Origin of the sequence: Rhizobium sp. NLR22b, from assembly GCF_019685295.1 — a bacterium.
Classification (GTDB): Bacteria; Pseudomonadota; Alphaproteobacteria; order Rhizobiales; family Rhizobiaceae; genus Rhizobium.
Genome location: NZ_JABDWM010000002.1, coordinates 53,630 through 70,601, shown reverse-complemented (window position 1 = coordinate 70,601; position 16,972 = coordinate 53,630). Strand labels below are relative to the sequence as shown.

At 63.3% G+C, this 16,972-nt stretch carries 11 protein-coding genes; 8 read left to right on the top strand and 3 right to left on the bottom strand.

The window, feature by feature from the left end; translation table 11 throughout:
- Positions 1-33 precede the first annotated feature (33 nt).
- From HJC00_RS04050 to HJC00_RS04035, 4 genes are all read left to right on the top strand, one after another.
- Positions 34-1,932, top strand: a complete 1,899-nt coding sequence (locus HJC00_RS04050) for an ABC transporter ATP-binding protein (RefSeq protein WP_210632483.1) — start codon at positions 34-36, stop codon at positions 1,930-1,932.
- 103 nt (positions 1,933-2,035) lie between these two features.
- On the top strand, positions 2,036-2,335 hold the full coding sequence (locus tag HJC00_RS04045; RefSeq protein WP_210632482.1) for a hypothetical protein: 300 nt from the start codon (positions 2,036-2,038) through the stop codon (positions 2,333-2,335).
- Positions 2,336-2,654: 319 nt separating this feature from the next.
- Positions 2,655-3,695, top strand: a complete 1,041-nt coding sequence (locus HJC00_RS04040; RefSeq protein WP_221144812.1) for a LacI family DNA-binding transcriptional regulator — start codon at positions 2,655-2,657, stop codon at positions 3,693-3,695.
- Positions 3,696-3,814: 119 nt separating this feature from the next.
- Positions 3,815-4,852, top strand: a complete 1,038-nt coding sequence (locus HJC00_RS04035; RefSeq protein WP_210632480.1) for a LacI family DNA-binding transcriptional regulator — start codon at positions 3,815-3,817, stop codon at positions 4,850-4,852.
- Positions 4,853-4,983: 131 nt separating this feature from the next.
- Here the strand turns inward: HJC00_RS04035 and HJC00_RS04030 are convergent, their stop codons facing one another.
- Positions 4,984-6,186 (bottom strand): multidrug effflux MFS transporter, encoded by a 1,203-nt coding sequence (locus HJC00_RS04030; RefSeq protein WP_210632479.1) that lies wholly within the window; start codon positions 6,184-6,186, stop codon positions 4,984-4,986.
- 256 nt (positions 6,187-6,442) lie between these two features.
- On the opposite strand from HJC00_RS04030, the gene HJC00_RS04025 reads away from it, so the two are divergent.
- On the top strand, positions 6,443-7,147 hold the full coding sequence (locus HJC00_RS04025; protein WP_210632478.1) for a TetR/AcrR family transcriptional regulator: 705 nt from the start codon (positions 6,443-6,445) through the stop codon (positions 7,145-7,147).
- Between the two features lie 13 nt (positions 7,148-7,160).
- Here the strand turns inward: HJC00_RS04025 and HJC00_RS04020 are convergent, their stop codons facing one another.
- Positions 7,161-7,601: a response regulator gene (locus tag HJC00_RS04020; protein ID WP_210632477.1), complete on the bottom strand. Its 441-nt coding sequence runs from the start codon at positions 7,599-7,601 to the stop codon at positions 7,161-7,163.
- Between the two features lie 281 nt (positions 7,602-7,882).
- Here HJC00_RS04020 and HJC00_RS04015 point away from each other — a divergent pair, with 281 nt between their 5' ends.
- Positions 7,883-8,422 (top strand): murein L,D-transpeptidase family protein, encoded by a 540-nt coding sequence (locus HJC00_RS04015; RefSeq protein WP_221163763.1) that lies wholly within the window; start codon positions 7,883-7,885, stop codon positions 8,420-8,422.
- Between the two features lie 50 nt (positions 8,423-8,472).
- Here the strand turns inward: HJC00_RS04015 and msrA are convergent, their stop codons facing one another.
- Positions 8,473-9,177 (bottom strand): peptide-methionine (S)-S-oxide reductase MsrA, encoded by a 705-nt coding sequence (gene msrA, locus HJC00_RS04010; RefSeq protein ID WP_221144809.1) that lies wholly within the window; start codon positions 9,175-9,177, stop codon positions 8,473-8,475.
- A gap of 199 nt (positions 9,178-9,376) precedes the next feature.
- Between msrA and HJC00_RS04005 the strand changes: the two genes are divergently transcribed.
- Together HJC00_RS04005 and pbpC are read left to right on the top strand one after the other, a co-directional pair.
- Positions 9,377-14,845, top strand: coding sequence for an alpha-2-macroglobulin family protein (locus HJC00_RS04005; protein ID WP_221163657.1), 5,469 nt, complete (start codon positions 9,377-9,379; stop codon positions 14,843-14,845).
- Positions 14,845-16,926: a penicillin-binding protein 1C gene (pbpC, locus tag HJC00_RS04000; protein ID WP_221163656.1), complete on the top strand. Its 2,082-nt coding sequence runs from the start codon at positions 14,845-14,847 to the stop codon at positions 16,924-16,926. The genes HJC00_RS04005 and pbpC overlap by 1 nt, the downstream gene beginning before the upstream one ends.
- The last annotated feature ends 46 nt before the right edge of the window (positions 16,927-16,972 follow it).

Genomic DNA, 16,972 nt, shown 5'->3' with positions numbered 1-16,972 from the left:
GCCACCTGACATGATGGCCGCAGGAGGAAAGACATGGCCGAGGAACTGGAAACAGAGCGTCCCGACGTTCGCGAGGATGGGCGCCGTCCGCCGCGGGCGGTGGTCGGTTCGCATCGCGTCGAGGAGGAAATGTTCGGCAAGGCCTTCGACGGCAACATCATCAAGCGCATCTGGGCTTTCGTTCGCCCCTACCGCACCCAGGTTCTCTGGGCTGTTGTCGCCGTGCTGACCTTCACGACGATGCAATTGCTGATCCCGCTGATCATCCGTTACGCCATCGATCACGGCATGTCGCCGGGCGGCAATCATGCGGCGCTGATCTGGGCTGTTGCCGCCTTCACCATCGCCATCCTTATCAATTATGCGGCAAGCTACGCGCAGGAGACGCTGGTCGGCAATGTCGCGGAAGAGGTGCTCTTCGACATCCGCAAGGCGATGTTTTCGCATCTCCAGCGCGTCTCGCTCTCCTTCATGGACAAGACCGAAGTGGGGCGGCTGATGTCGCGCCTGCAGGGCGACGTCAACTCGATGCAGGAATTCCTCGAAACCTCGGTGCTGTCCGTCGGCGACATCGTGCTGCTCTTCGGCATCGTCTTCGTGATGCTCTATCTCGATTTCAAGCTGGGGCTGCTGACGCTTTCGGTGCTGCCGGTGCTGTTCGTCGTCCGGCTGTTCTGGCTGCCGCTCGCCCGCAAGTCCTTCATGGCCGCGCACGAGACCAATTCGGTCGCCAACGGCGCGCTTGCCGAAGCGATCCACGGCGTGCGCGCCGTCCAGAGCATGGACCGGCAGGGCGTCAACTTCACGCTCTACGACGACAAGGCGCATGCCAATCTCAAAACGCATCTGACGGCCGCGCGTTATGCCCAGGTGATGGTGCCGATCGTCGACAGCCTGACCGGCGTGGCGATGGCGCTCGTCATCGTCGTCGGCGGCGCCCGCGTTCTCAACCAGGCGCTCGATGTCGGCGTGCTCGTCGCGTTCCTCTTCTATATCCAGCGCTTCTTCGACCCGATCCGCTCGCTGACCCTGCAATATTCGGTGATGCAGCGCGCCATGGCTTCGGGCCAGCGGCTGACCGAAGTGCTCGACGTCCCCGTCGACATCAAGGACGCGCCTGACGCCAAGACCCTGTCGCGCGACATGGACGGCTCGGTGGAATTCAAGGATGTCGTCTTCGGCTACAATCCGAAGCATCCGGTGCTGAAACATGTGAGCTTCAAGGTCAATCCCGGTGAGACGGTGGCGCTGGTCGGGCCGACGGGCTCCGGCAAATCGAGCTGCATGTCGCTAATCCATCGCTTCTACGACGTGCAGCAAGGCCAGGTGCTGGTCGGCGGCCACGACGTGCGTGACCTGACCCAGGATTCGCTCGGAGCGCAGATCGCCATGGTGCTGCAGGAACCCTTCCTCTTCACCGGCACCGTCTTCGAAAACATCCGCTACCATAAGCTGGAAGCGACGCGCGAACAGGTGATCGAGGCGGCCAGGGCCGTCGGCGCGCATGATTTCGTCATGCGCCTGCCCGATGGCTATGACAGCATTCTCGGCGAGCGCGGCGGCAATCTCTCGCTCGGCCAGCGCCAGCTTTTGAGCTTTGCCCGCGCCCTTGTGGCGGATGCGAAGATCCTCGTGCTCGACGAGGCAACCGCCAATATCGACAGCTATACCGAGATGCTGATCCAGAAGGCGCTGGTGAAGCTGCTCGAAAACCGCACCGGCCTCGTCATCGCCCATCGCCTGGCGACGATCCGCGAAGCCGACCGCATCATCGTGCTGCAGAACGGCGAAATCATCGAAAGCGGCGACCACCGCCAGCTGATGAAGAACGGCAAGCTCTATTCCAGACTCTACAATCTCAACTACGCCTCGTTCGACGATATTCCCGAGGACGTGCTGGAAGAGACGACGGCGGCGGGGCCGGCAACTTGATGGGGATGACTTGCGTTAACGCGTGTCGTAAAGATTGAACGAACAAACGCGTTCCTGCCGCATTTCCCTCTTATCCGGGGCAAGTGCCACTGAGGAGAATGTCATGAAGAGAATTATTAGCAGCCTGTTGATCGCGACGGCCCTTGTTGGATCGGCTATTCAGCCTGCTGCGGCGCGTGACCACCATCATCACGACAATACCGGCCGGATCATCGCCGGCGGCGTCGCGGCAGGTGTCGTCGGCGGCCTGATCGGCGGCGCACTCGCCAATGGCGGCCCTCGCTACGTCGATGAAGGCCCTCGTTATGTCGAGCCGGCGCCGAGGTGCTGGTATGAGGACCGCGACGTCCGCAACCGCTATGACGGCTATTACCATACCGAAACCGTGCGGGTCTGCGAATAGCCCCTGAATTCTTGCAGCGGCATTGGTTTTAATCGCCGCCGGTTTGCCTCCAGCCGAGGCTGCGTCCCGCAGCCTCGGTTTTTTGTGCGACATCCCGGCCGCTCGTCCGGGCCTAAGACCCCCTCCATGCCGCACCGTTTCACGTAAAAGTCCAACAAGATCTCTTCTTTGATCGCCGCCGAGACCGTGGCTTAGCCCCTCCCCCTTGTGGGGAGCGGTCTTAGCGTGAGCCGGCACGCCAACGAACAGCACGCAAAAGATCCCGCCCATCCCGCCGCCTGTCATCCGGCTGTCAGAGACGCGCAATAGTTGAGAGCCGATGGATGATGGTCCCGTGAACGGCGGCAAGGTGCTGAGAAAAGAGCGCATGCGTTTCGTCAGCGCCGAACAGGTGGCGCAAATGGCGGGCGTTTCGCGCTCGGCTGTCTCGCGCACCTTTACGCCAGGCGCGAGCGTTGCGCCTGCAACGCGCGAGAAAGTGCTGCGGGCCGCCGAAGAGCTCGGCTATCACGTCAATGATCTGGCGCGCGGCGTGCTTGCCAATCAAAGCCGCCTCGTCGGCATGGTCGCCACACGGCCGGAGGTGGGTTTTCGCGCGCATCTGGCCGCCGCCCTTGCCAAAGCCCTGATCCGGCGCGGCAGCATTCCGATTCTGATCAACACCGGCCAGACGGAAGACGAACTGCTCGCCGCCCAGAAGATGCTGATCGGCCACCGCGCCGAGGCGATCATCATCCTGTCCGGCTCGCCGCCGGCGAGTTTCCTCGAACTCGCCCAGCGCAACGGCCAGCCGCTCGTCGTCATCGGCCGCTCGGAGCCCGACGCCGACCATGTGCGCGCCGGCAATTCCGAAGCCTCGCGCAAGGCGGCGACGGCCTTTTATGAAAGCGGCAGGCGTCAGCTGGCAGTGATCGGCTCCAACTCGGGAACGCCTGCTATCATGGAGCGCGAAAGCGCCTTCGTTTCGGCAGCCAAGTCGCTCGGTGCATCGGTCGTCGTCGCACGCGGCGACGATTCGGATTATCAGGGCGGCGTCACCGCCGGCCGCGCCCTCTTATCCAAAAGAATGAAGCCGGACGCCATCTTCTGCGCCAACGACCTGATCGCCTTCGGATTGATGGATGTCGCGCGCCTGGAAGCGCGGCTGCGCATTCCGGAGGATATCGCCGTCATCGGTTTCGACGACGTGCCGGAATCCTCCTGGCTGAGCTACCAGCTGACCACCTTCCGCCAGGACCCGGTGGTCATGGCGCAGCGCGCCGTCGATCTGATGGAGCGGCGGCTCGAAAACCCGGACTCGCCCCCGGCTTACGAACGCGTCATTCCGGAACTCATCATCCGCCAGAGCTTCAAGCCCTGACATCTCTCCCTGGCTTTTCGCGGGCGCAATCCTGTGGCAAGAAGGACCGGACACTGGGATCGAGGCGTTACGTTCTTTGCGCATTTGGGCGGCGTCGTCAGGGAGGAAGATCGCTGCAGATGAAAGGAATTCGCCAGCTCGCCGAGCACCTCGACATTTCGATCGGGACGGTGTCCCGGGCGTTGAACGGCAAGCCGGATGTCAATGAAGACACGCGCCGGCGCGTGCTGGCCGCCGCCGAAGAACTCGGTTATGTCGCCAACCAGTCGGGCCGCAGCCTGCGCCAGGGCATGACCAACGTCATCGGGCTGATGCTCGAGGTCAGCCGCGAGACGGTCGAGAACAGCGACGACTTCTTCCTCGGCGTCACCGACGGGCTGCAGAGCGTCTTTTCCCGCCACAAGCTCGATCTGGTCATGCTGCCCTGCCCCGATGACGAGGACCCGCATGAATATCTGAAGCGCATGGTGGCGCGCCGGCTCGTCGATGCGCTGATCATCTCGGCGACGCGGCGCACCGACCGGCGCATCGAGTTTCTGGAAAAGGCCCGCATCCCCTTCGTGGCGCTCGGCCGCAGTGCGTCCGGCGGCAGCTATACCTGGATGGATCTCGATTTCGAGGGCGTGGCGGCGCGCGGCGTCGACCGACTCGTCGCCAAAGGCCACCGGCGGATTGCGGTGGCGGCCCCCTCCTCCGACATCAATCTCGGCTACATCTTCCTCGACAGTTACCGTCAGGCGCTGAAACGGCACGGCATTCCCTTCGACCCCGCCCTCGTCATCCGTGTGAAGTCGAGTGAACAGGGCGGCTATCAGGCCGGCCACGAATTGCTGATGATCGAAGAGAGGCCGACCGCAATCATCCTGATCCACGAACTGATGGCGATCGGACTGTACCGGCGGCTTGCGGAAGCCGGCATCGTGCCCGGGCGCGACCTTGCCGTCGTCGGTTTCCGCGAAGAATCGCGCACACATTTCCTGCAGCCGACGCTGACCTCCTTCCGCATGTCGCTGCGCGATCTCGGCGCCCAACTCGGCGAAACCCTGCTCGCCACCATGCCGGCCTATGCCGACCATTATCCGCAGGGCGCGCGCAACAGGATCTGGCCGATGGAACTCGTTCCAGGCGAAAGCGACGCCTTCACACTGGCGGGCTGAACCCCGTCTATAGGCAAAGATTCAGCAGGGCCGGCTTGAGGCTGCCTGATGCTCTCGATCGGCTCGCCGACAATGGGCATTGCAGAAAGATGGCATGGCCGCACTCGTTGCCGGGTGCGGCCTGTTTCCGGCTATTCGGCGGCGGCGGCGGCGGCGACGCGGCGACCGATCGTCGCCTGGGTCAGCACGAAGGCCGAGAAGGCACAAAGCGCGATGCCCGCGGCCATTGGAACGGCGGTGCCATCGAAGAACAGGCTCGATACAACCATGGCGACGGCGGCAATCACGAAATGCAGCGTGCCCATCAGCGACGAGGCGGTGCCGGCGATCGCGCCGTGATCTTCAAGGGCAAGCACCGCGCTCGTTGGAATGACGAGGCCGAGGAAGCCGTAGCCGATGAACAGGAAGGTCGCCATAACAGGCAGCTGGTTGAAGCCTGAAGCCATCACCACCGCCATGACGATCATGGCCAGCGCAAAGGCGCTGACGGCAATCCGCATGACGCGCACCAGACCGAACCGCTCCCCGAGCCAGCCCGTCGCCTGCGATACCGCGAAGAAGGATACGGCATTGATCGAGAAGGCGAAGCTGTATTCGGTCGGCGTGAGCCCGTAATGCTGGATCAGCACGAAAGGAGAGTTGGCGAGATAGACGAGGAAGCTCGAAATGCCGAGGCCGCCGATGAAAGTCAGCGTCAGGAAATTGCGGTCGGCGAGCAGCAGACGATAGGCCTTCATGGCGCTGCCGAGGCCGCTGCCGTTGCGCTCCTCGGCCGGGCGGGTTTCCTCGAGCTGGGTGGAAAGCAGGACAAGGCCGATCACCGCGGCGCCGGTCACGGCCCAGAATACGCCGCGCCAGCCGGAGAGCTCGATGACGGCGCTGCCCGTCAGCGGCGCCAGGATCGGCGAGATCGAGAAGACCAGCATCAGCAGCGACATCAGCCGCGCGGCCTGGACACCGGTATGCATGTCGCGGACGATGGCCCGGGGAATGACCATGCCGGCGGCACCGCCGATGCCCTGGACGAAACGGAAGGCGATCAGCGTTTCGATATCGGTCGCAAATGCGCAACCGATCGACGCGACGGCGAAGAGGCCGATACCGAGATAGAGCGGCAGCTTGCGGCCCCACATGTCCGACAGCGGCCCGTAGACGAGCTGCGCAAGCGCAAAGGAGATAAAGAAAGCGAGCAGGGTCAGTTGGGTGACGCTGTTGTCGGCATGCAGGTCCTGGCCGATGGAGGGCAGCGCAGGCAGATACATGTCGATGGCAAAGGGACCGATGGCCGACAACAGGCCGAGAATGAGGGCAATGCGAAAGAAGGAAGCCGTCATAATGGTGATCTTTCGTAAAAGCGCAGCGGAGGCGCCGGATCGTCGCTCCGCACTCTTTGGAATCGACGCATCGTGCTCTCCGAAAATCAGTCCGATTTTCGCGCCGATGCGCTGGGTTCAATGATGATCGTTCGCGCGAAGACGAAGTTGGGAGCTCATATCTCCAGCGGCGGAACCAAGAGTGTCAATAAATTTGGACACGCCTGTAAAATTAGACGCCATTGTCTAAACCGTCAAGACATCTTATCTTCGCTCCATGAAAGACAGCATGACACCGGCAGACCGGATGGCGGGGCACACGCAGCGTGGACAATGCGCCAAGCGTATGTCGATCCTCGACGCCGCCGCCGATGTCTTCTGCCGCCAGGGTTTTTCAGCCGCCAGCATCGACGAGATCGCCGCCGTCGCCTGTGTCTCCCGCCAGACGATCTACAATCATTATCGTGAAAAGGAGACACTGTTCGTCGCCGTCGTCGAGGACGTCATGAACCGCGCCAATGCCATGCTCTTCTCCGTGCTGTCGACCTTTCCTGACAGCGCCGACAATCTGGAGGACGGTCTGACGGCATTTGCCGTGCGCCTCAATAAAAACTGCATCTGCAATCATGATGGAAAATTCCTGCGCAAACTGGTGCAGACGGAGGGCGAGCGATATCCGCACCTCTTCGAAAGCTGGCGCCAGCAGGGGCCGGGCAAACTAACCACCGCGCTTTCCGCGCTTCTCGCCCGCCTTGCCCACAGTCAAGCGCTTGCTATCGATGATTACGACGTCGCCGCCCGGCAGTTCGTGGCGCTCGCCAATGCCGACCTGCAGATGATGACGCTGTTCGGCGGCACACCCACCAATGAAGACCTGGAAAAGGCGGCGCGCAATGCCGTGCGCACCTTTCTGAAGGCCTATGGCTGCCCGAAGGCCGAAAAGGCCGGCGGAGAGCCGCAGCTTGCGGCCATGTCCGGCTGATCACCCCTTGCGATCATGTAAAAACAGTCATCTGCGCCGGCACGACCGCAAACATGCCCACGCGGCGCGCGGCAAGATATGTCACCAGCTGTTCGACAAGCGAAGGCACGACCGGCTTCTGGACGACGCCGACCGCTCCCTTGACGCCGCCGGCGACGATCTCGGGATTGCCGGTCATGAAGACGACGGCGATCCCATGCTCTTCCGCCAGCCGCCTGCCGAGCTCAGGCCCGGTCGGGCCATCGGCGAGATTGACGTCGACGAAGGCGATATCGGCGGACGGCGCCAGCCGCAGCGCCTGTTCGCGGTCATTCGCAAGGCCCGCGACCTGCATGCCAATGCCTTCCACGGTCGCGCCGAGATCAAGCGCGATGAGGAATTCATCTTCGACGATCAATACTCTCTGCTTCATGAGATCATCTCGTTGGCAGCGCCGCACGACGTTGGTGGCCATGATTCGTCCTCTTGTTACGCACATACTTCGAAAGAAGGAGCCGCTCGGCAGTCTTCCCTGCCCGAAACTCATTGTCGTAACGGGAAACCTGACGATATGTTCCGGGGTGAAACGCGATTTTTGCCGCTTAACGCATTGTTAACGTTGACAAATCCTTAACACGACGCCGGCAAGGCAAAAACCTGCCGCTCAATCACCTTGAATCAACCGCCTACTTCTGGATGAGAGCGGGCAATGATACGATCGGATTATTCCATCGGGCTCGGCGATTGAGGATCACGTTGCGAACTAAATTTGTTGTCCTGGTCATCGTGGCCGTCAGCCTGTTTGCCTATACCAAAGTGATGGCCAGGATCGGCTCGGGCCTGCCGCCCGCGGATGCACCGCCGGAGCAACGCGCCGACCTCATTCGCGTTTACAAGTCCGAACGCCGCATGGTCCTTTTCAGAGGCGACGCTGCGATCTCGACCTATCAGATTTCACTTGGAAGTGCTGCCGATGCAGGCCCCAAGCAGCGCGAAGGCGACGAGAAAACACCGGAAGGGCGTTATGAAATAGACTGGCGCAATCCAAAATCCGTGGCCCATCTCAGCCTGCACATTTCCTATCCGAATCCGAAAGAGCAACATGAGGCTGAAGTGATAGGCTATCGGCCCGGCGGCAGCATCATGATCCACGGGCTGCCGAATGGCTGGGGCCTGCTCGGAGGGATGCATCGCCTGTGGGATTGGACGGATGGCTGTATAGCGGTCACCGATAGGGAGATGCGGGAAATTTGGGCCCGCGTTCCCGATCATACGCCCATCGACATCATGCCTTGAGCGACTGCGATCCGTACCGGGATCAACCGCCGAAACTGAGCAGGCTCAATTCAGCCCTTGGTCTTCCCGACGAGCACCGGCTGGCTGCGGTAGTCGGCGGGAAACAGCGCCTTCAAATTCTCGATCTTCGGCAGGTCGTTGTAGACGATATAGGGGTAGGTCGGATTGCGCGTCAGGAAATCCTGGTGATAGGCCTCGGCGGGATAGAAGCCGGCGGCATCGGACACCTTGGTGACGATCGGCTTCGGGAAGACATGGGCCTTGTCGAGCTGATCGATGTAGCGCTCGGCCACCTCTCGCTGCCCGGTGGCGGTGACGAACAGCACCGAGCGGTACTGGGTGCCGCGGTCCGGTCCCTGAAAATTCAGCTGCGTCGGGTTGTGCGCCACGGAGAAGAAGATCTGCAGCAACCTGCCGTAGGTCACCTTTTTCGGGTCGAACCTGACCTCGACGGCTTCGGCGTGGCCGGTCGAGCCGGTGCTGACCGTTTCGTATTGCGCCGTTTCAGCCTCGCCGCCGGCATAACCGGAGACGGCGCTCTCGATCCCATTCACATGCTGGAAGACACCCTGAACGCCCCAGAAACAGCCGCCGGCAAAAATGGCGGTCTCGGTGCTCGACCTGACGGCTTCGTCCATGGCCGGCGGCGGAATGACGACCGCTTTCTCGGCGGCGCCTGCTATGCCCGTGTCGAGCAAGACAGCAGTGGCGGCAAGGAGCACGGCAAGGCTCCAGCGGTTGGAAGACATGGACATGTGCGCTACCTCCTGGCGGTCGCTCAAATCCTTGCTCATCCTTGCCAAAGCGGCAAATCACAAGCCGTTCACTCACGCCGATGTGACAACTAAATGAAAGCGTGTGCTTGAAGGCGAAACAGCGCCCAAGTTGAGTTGACAATCTCATGAGGAGTGAGGAGAGTGCCGCCGGTCTGAGCCAGCATTCCGGGGGGAACCTATGTCCGTGCGCTCGTTCTTTGCTTTCGCCACCATCGCATTTTTTTCCGCGATCGCCATCGGCCTTCCAGCCGCCGCTGCGGAGACCAAGCGTGACATCCAGACGATCAAGGATGCCGATTTCTTCGGCTTCGATCTTCGCACCGAGCAGAACGTCTCGCTCGACCAGTGCAAGACCTCCTGCATCGGCGATAAGAGCTGCAAGGCCTTCACCTACAATCCCAAGGTGAAATGGTGCTTCCTGAAATCCGATTTCAAGACGATGAACGCCTTCCCCGGCGCCATCGCCGGCAAGATCGTCGAGACGGCAGCCCAGAAGGAACCGGATATCGGCGCCGCGCCGCGCCCGACCTTCCTAACCAACGACCTCATTCAGCAGGCCCACGACTTCAAGGACAATCTTGCCCTGACAGACGGCCAGCAGGGCCAGGGCGCCGACAGCCTGACGGCCAATGCCCGTCTCGACATGACGGCCAACAACCTGACCGACGCGCTGATCGCGTTCCACGGCGCGCTGTCGCTCACGCCCGATGATGCCGATCTCTGGCTCGAAACTGCCCGCGCCGCAATTTCCTTCGGCAGCACGGAAAGCAGCGTCACCGGTCAGGCCGTGGTCGACGCGCTGAACGGCTACGAGCTGACCCGGACCAAGGCCAAGCGCGCCGAGGCGCTCGCCGTGCTGGCCACCGCTCTCGAACGAAACGCCAATTACCGCCCGGCGCTCGACGCCTACAAGGCGAGCTTGGCGCTGGTTGCCTCCGACGAGGTGCAGACCGCCTACCTGCAGCTCAAATCGACGCAGGGCTTCCGCATCACCGAACACACGGTCGACGCCGACAGCGCCACGCCGCGGGCCTGTGCCACCTTCTCGGAGGCGCTGATCAAGACCACCGACTATACGCCCTTCGTGACGCTGAACGGCGAGGCGCCAAAGGCGGTCGAGACCAAGGATAAACAGATCTGCGTCGAGGGCCTGACGCACGGCCAGACCTACAAGATCGCCTTCCGCACCGGCCTGCCGTCATCGGTCGACGAGACGCTCGACGCGCCTGTTTCCATCGACGTCTATATCAAGGACCGCAGCCAGATGGTGCGCTTCACCGGCGACAGCTTCGTGTTGCCCTCGACAGCGCGCCGCGGCATCCCGATCGTTTCGGTCAACCTGACCTCGGCCAACCTCAAACTCTACCGCATCGGCGACCGCGCCATCGCGCCGCTCTTGACCAACTCGCAGTTCCTGACCCAGCTCGACGGCTACAGCGCCCAGAACATCGAGGAACAGAGCGGCGAGCTGGTCTGGCAGGGGTCGATCGACATCGCCAACGAGCTCAACAAGGACATCATCACCAGCTTCCCCGTCGACGAGGCGCTGCCCGAACGCAAGCCCGGCATCTACGTGATGACGGCGACGGCGCCGAATGCGCCGGCGCAGGAGTGGGATTCACAGGCGACGCAATGGTTCCTCGTCTCCGACATCGGCGTCAGCACCTATGCCGGCGCCGACGGGCTCAACGTCTTCACCCGTTCGCTTGCCTCGGCAAAGCCGATATCAGGCGTCGAATTGCAGCTGCTTGCCAAGAACAACGAGGTGCTCGGCACGGCGACGACCGACGAAAACGGCCGCGCCACCTTCACCGCCGGCCTGATCCGCGGAACGGCGGCGCTGACGCCCGCCGTCATCGCCGCCAGGAACGGCACGGCGGACTATGTGTTCCTCGACATGACGCGGGCCGGCTTCGATCTCTCCGACCGCGGTGTTACCGGCCGCGCCTCACCCGGCGCGATCGACGTGCTGACCTTTACCGAACGCGGCATCTACCGCGCCGGCGAAACCGTCCATGCTCAGGCGCTTGCCCGCGACACCGACGGCAATGCCATCGAGAATCTGCCGCTGACTTTCATCTTCAGCCGGCCGGATGGCGTCGAAGACCGCCGGATCGTCAGCCAGACCAGCAATCTCGGCGGTTATTCCGTCGATTTCGCCACCCAGGCAAACGCCATGCGTGGCACCTGGACGATGAACATCTTCACCGACCCGAAGGGCAGCGCGATCGCCAGCAAGAGTTTCCTCGTCGACGATTTCGTGCCCGATCGCACCGACATGGAGATCAAGACCGAGGCCACGGAGATCGGCCCGGATACGCCGGCGAACATCACCATCTCAGGCAAATATCTCTATGGCGCCCCGGCCGTCGGCCTGACGCTCGAGGGCGATGTTGTCGTCAAGCCGACGCGTGAGAGCGCCGCCTATAAGGGCTTCCTCTTCGGGCTTGCCGACGAGGAGGCGAACGAGGATTCGCGTCTGCCGATCGAGGGGCTGCCCGAACTCGACGAAAACGGCGAAGCTTCGACGGACCTCACCGTCGGCGACCTGCCGGCAACGACGCAGCTGCTCAACGCCACCATTTATATGCGCATGCAGGAAGCGGGCGGTCGCGCCATCGAGCGCTCGCTTGTCCTTCCCGTGAAGAACGATCGCGCTTCGATCGGCATCAAGCCGGAATTTTCCGACGAGCTGCCCGAGAATTCCATCGCCAACTTCACGGTGATCGGCGTCAATGCCGAGGGGCAGAAGCAGGAGGCGAAGGGCCTGCGCTGGAAATTCTACAGCCTCAACCGCGAGTACCAATGGTATCGCGAGGGGACTGCCTGGAAATACGAGCCGGTCTATACCGCCGAGCAGATTTCCAACGGCAGCGTCGACGCGACGATGGATGGCGGCAAGATTTCCGTGCCGGTGACCTGGGGCCGCTACCGCCTCGAAGTGGAAAGCCCTGATGCCGACGGCCCGACCTCCAGCGTCGAATTCGACGCCGGCTGGTTCGTCGCCTCGACGTCGACCGAAACGCCGGACGGCCTGGAAATCGCCCTCGACAAGGACAGCTACAAGGTCGGCGAAACCGCCAAGCTGAAAATCACGTCGCGCTACGGCGGCGAACTGATGGTGACGGCCGGAACCGAAAAGCTCGTCGGCGTGGAGAACGCCACGATCGGCGAGACCGGCGGCGAGATCGACATCCCGGTCACCGCGGACCTGGGCGCCGGCGCCTATGTCACGGCAACGCTCTTCCGCCCCGGCGCCGCGCAGGACAGCCACATGCCGATGCGATCGATCGGCATCAAGTGGCTGAAGGTCGATCCCGAGCAGCGCGCGCTGCAGGTCAAGCTCGACACACCAGAAAAGATGCTGCCGCGCGGACCGCTTGAGATCGGCCTGCAGGTGACCGGCGCCGGCGCCAACGAGGATGCCTACGTGACGGTTGCCGCCGTCGATGTCGGTATTCTCAACCTGACGCGCTATGAACCGCCGAATCCGGAAGACTGGTATTTCGGCCAGCGTCAGCTCGGTCTCGAGATCCGCGACCTCTACGGCCGGCTGATCGACGGCTCCCTGGGCGCGACCGGTAAGCTCAGGACCGGCGGCGACGGCGGCGCCATTGCGCTGCAGGCAAGCCCGCCGACGCAGAAGCTCGTCGCTTTCTTCTCCGGTCCGGTCAAGCTCGATGCCGAGGGCAAGGCGAAGGTCTCCTTCGACATTCCGCAGTTCAACGGCACGGCGCGCGTCATGGCGGTCGCTTGGTCGAAGACGGGTGTCGGCCACGGCGTCAAGGACGTCATCATCCGCGATCCCGTCGTCGTGACGGCGAGCCTGCCGAAATTCCTCGCACCCGGCGACAAGGCCAATCTGCGCCTCGACATCGCCAATACCGATGCGCCGGCCGGTGACTACAAGCTGCAGCTGACCGGCAATGATGCGGTCGGCATCGAGCAGGCTTCAGCCTCGCAAACAATCCGCCTCGAAGCGGGCGCGAAATCCGAACTGACGCTTTCGCTCATCGGCAAACAGCCGGGCGCCGGCAGCGTCTCGATCAACCTGTCCGACGCCTCCGGCATCTCGCTCGACCAGGTCGTCGATGTGCCGGTCCGTCCGGTATCCTTGCCGATCACCCAACGCAGGGTGCTGGCGCTGAAGCCGGGGGCCAAGCTGACGGTGGACAAGAACCTGTTGTCCGACAGCGTGCTGCCCGGCGCCTCAATCAGCGTCAACGTCACCCGTTCGGCGGCCTTCGACATTCCGGCGCTGCTGATGACCCTCGACCGCTACCCCTTCGGATGCGCCGAGCAGACGACCAGCCGGGCGCTGCCGCTGCTCTATTTCGCCGAAGTGGCGAAGCAGGCCGGCATCGAAAACGACGAGGACGTGCACAAGCGCGTGCAGGACGCGATCTATCGCGTGCTTTCCTACCAGGCCTCGGCCGGCAGCTTCGGCCTCTGGGGACCGGATTCCGGTGATGTCTGGCTCGATTCCTACGTCACCGATTTCCTGACGCGGGCCCGCGAAATGAAATATGACGTGCCGGAAAAGGCCTTCGTGCAGGCGCTCGAAAATCTGCAGAACACGCTGTCCTATACCACCGACATCAACGGCCAGGGCGACCAGATCGCCTATGCCATCTATGTTCTTGCCCGCAACAAGAAGGCCGCGATCAGCGATCTGCGCTATTATGCCGATACGATGATCAACCAGTTCCCGACGCCGCTCGCCAAGGCGCATATCGCCGCCGCTCTGGCGCTCTATGGTGACGCCCAGCGTTCGAAGAACATTTTCATCGACGCGCTGCAGATGTCGCAGCAATCGATGGTGTCGCGCGTCAATCTCTCGCGCACCGACTACGGCACTATACTGCGCGATGGTGCGGCGATCCTGGCGCTCGCCGCCGAAAGCCGGCCGGTGCCGCCTGTCATCCCAGATCTCGCCAAGTCCGTCGCCAAGGAATGGGGCCGCAGCAAATACAAGAGCACTCAGGAAGAAGCCTGGATGCTGCTTGCCGCGCGCGCCCTCCAGGGCGGTGACGACGGTCTGAAGATCGATGTCAATGGCGCGGCGCATAGCGGCGCCTATATGGCGCGCATGACCGGCGATGCGCTCGCCGGTCACCCGCTGACGCTGACCAACCAGACGAACGACTCCGTCTCGGCTGTCGTCACCACCGTTGCCGCTCCCACCGTGCCGCTGCCAGCCGGTGGCGACGGCTTCCTCATCGAGCGCAGCTATTACACGCTCGACGGCGAGCAGGCCAATGTCAGCGAGGCGAAGCAGAACGAGCGCTATGTGGTCGTCATCCATGTGCGCGAGACCAATGACTGGTCGTCGCGCATCGTCATTACCGACCTTCTGCCGGCCGGCTTCGAGATCGACAATCCGAACCTCGTCGACAGCGCCCAGATGACGAATTTCGATTGGATCGGCGAAATATCAGCCGCCCATACGGAATTCCGTTACGACCGCTTTGTCGCCGCCTTCAACCGCGCGCCCGGCGAGGAGCGTGAATTCAACGTCGCCTATGTCGTACGCGCCGTCACCCCCGGCACGTACGACCATCCGGCCGCAAGCGTCGAGGACATGTACCGGCCGGAGCTTTCGGCCCGCACGGCGACCGGCAAGATGGAGGTCATAGCAGCACAATAATGAGGCTGTGGCACAAGTTCGCGATCGGCTCCGCCGCCGGCATCCTTCTTGCCGGCGCGGCTCTCGTCGCGCTCGACGCGGCCGACCGGGCCTTTCCGCCGCCGCTCGACAACGCAGCGGTGGTTTCACCCGAGGTGCTGGATGCCGATGGGCAGCTGTTGCGCGCCTTTGCGACGCCGGAGGGCCGTTGGCGGCTGAAGACTTTGGTCGCCGACGTCGATCCGCAATTCCTGCGCATGCTTGTTGCCTACGAGGATCAGCGTTTCTACGATCACGCCGGCATCGACGTCTGGGCGCTCGGGCGCGCCAGCCTGCAGTTCGTCCGCAACGGCCGCATCGTCTCCGGCGCCTCGACGCTTTCGATGCAGGTGGCCCGGCTGATCGAGCCGCGCGCGGAACGCTCGTTTTCGGCAAAACTTCTGCAGCTTGCACGCGCCGTGCAGATCGAACGGCGGCTGTCGAAGGAAGAGATCCTCGACCTTTATCTCACACATGCCCCCTATGGCGGCAACCTGGAAGGTGTACGCGCCGCAAGCCTTGCCTATTTCGGCAAGGAGCCGCGCCGCCTGACGGTGGCCGAGGCGGCGCTGCTGGTCGCCCTGCCGCAATTGCCGGAACGGCGGCGGCCGGACCGCAATCTCCAGGCCGCACAGGAGGCGCGCAAGCGCGTGCTCGACCGCGTCGCAGTGGCCGAGGCCGTCGGCGACGGTGAGGCGGAACGGGCCGAAGCTGTCGCCATTCCACCGCGACGCCTGCAATTGCCTGCCTTTGCCGCCCATCTCGGCGAAGCCGCATTGCGCAAGGAGCCTCTGGTCCTCAAGCACCAGACGACGTTGAAGAAGCAGGTGCAGCAGGGGCTGGAATCCGTTGCTCGCGCCGCGGCGATGAAACTCGGGCCGAAGCTTTCGCTCGCCATGGTAATGGCGGACGCGCAGACCGGCGCGATCGTCGGCGAGGTCGGCTCGGCCGATTATTTCGACGCCAGCCGCTCCGGCTGGATCGACATGACCCGCGTCAACCGCTCGCCCGGTTCGACGCTGAAGCCTTTCATCTACGGGCTCGCCTTTGAGCTGGGCCTCGTTTCCCAGGAGACGATCATCGAAGACCGGCCGGCAGATTTCTTCGGCTACCGGCCGCGCAATTTCGACATGAGCTATCAGGGCGACGTCACCGTGCGCGAGGCCTTGCAGCTCTCCTTGAACGTGCCGGCCGTCAAGCTGCTCGACGCCGTCGGGCCGTCGCGGCTCATGGTGCGCTTCCGCCGCGCCGGGGTGCGCCCGGTCCTGCCGCCGAACGAGACGCCGGGACTGGCGATCGGTCTCGGCGGCGTTGGCCTCACGCTGAAGGATCTGGTGCAGCTTTATACGGCGCTCGCCAATCGCGGCCAACCGGCAAGGCTTGGCGACGGCATCACCGGCACGCCGGGCAAAATCGACGGCGAACCGTTGCTGGAGCCGGTCGCCGTCTGGAACGTTGCCAATATTCTCTCCGGTGTCATTCCACCGGCCGGCGCGCCGCAGCGCGGCATCGCCTATAAGACCGGCACCAGCTACGGCTATCGCGACGCCTGGTCGGTCGGCTATGACGGCCGGTATGTGCTCGGCGTCTGGGCCGGACGGCCTGATAACAGCGCCGTGCCCGGTCTGACCGGCTATGGCACCGCCGCGCCGATCCTGTTCGAGGCCTTCGCCAAATCCGGCATCGCCACGACGCCCCTGCCCCGCCCGCCGGCAGGCGCCGTGCGCATCGCCCAGTCCGAATTGCCGATCAGCCAGCGGCGTTTTGCACTGAATGCCAGCGGCCTGCTCGTCGCCTCCGGCCGCGAGCCCGCGCCGCAGATCGTCTATCCGCCCGAGGGCGCCCATATCGATCTCGGCGCTGGAGCTGGCGATCTATCGCCGCTGATGCTGAAGCTGCAGGGCGGCCGCGCGCCCTTCCGCTGGCTCGCCAACGGCAAGCCCTTACCCGATCTCTCGCGCCGGCGCACCCAGCAATGGCTACCCGACGGCGGCGGCTATTCGAAACTGACCGTCATCGATTCAGCCGGACGCGCCGCAAGTGTGGGCGTTTTCATCGACTGAGGGAACCAAAGACCGGGCACAACCGTTGGAAAAGGTCTCCCTCCAA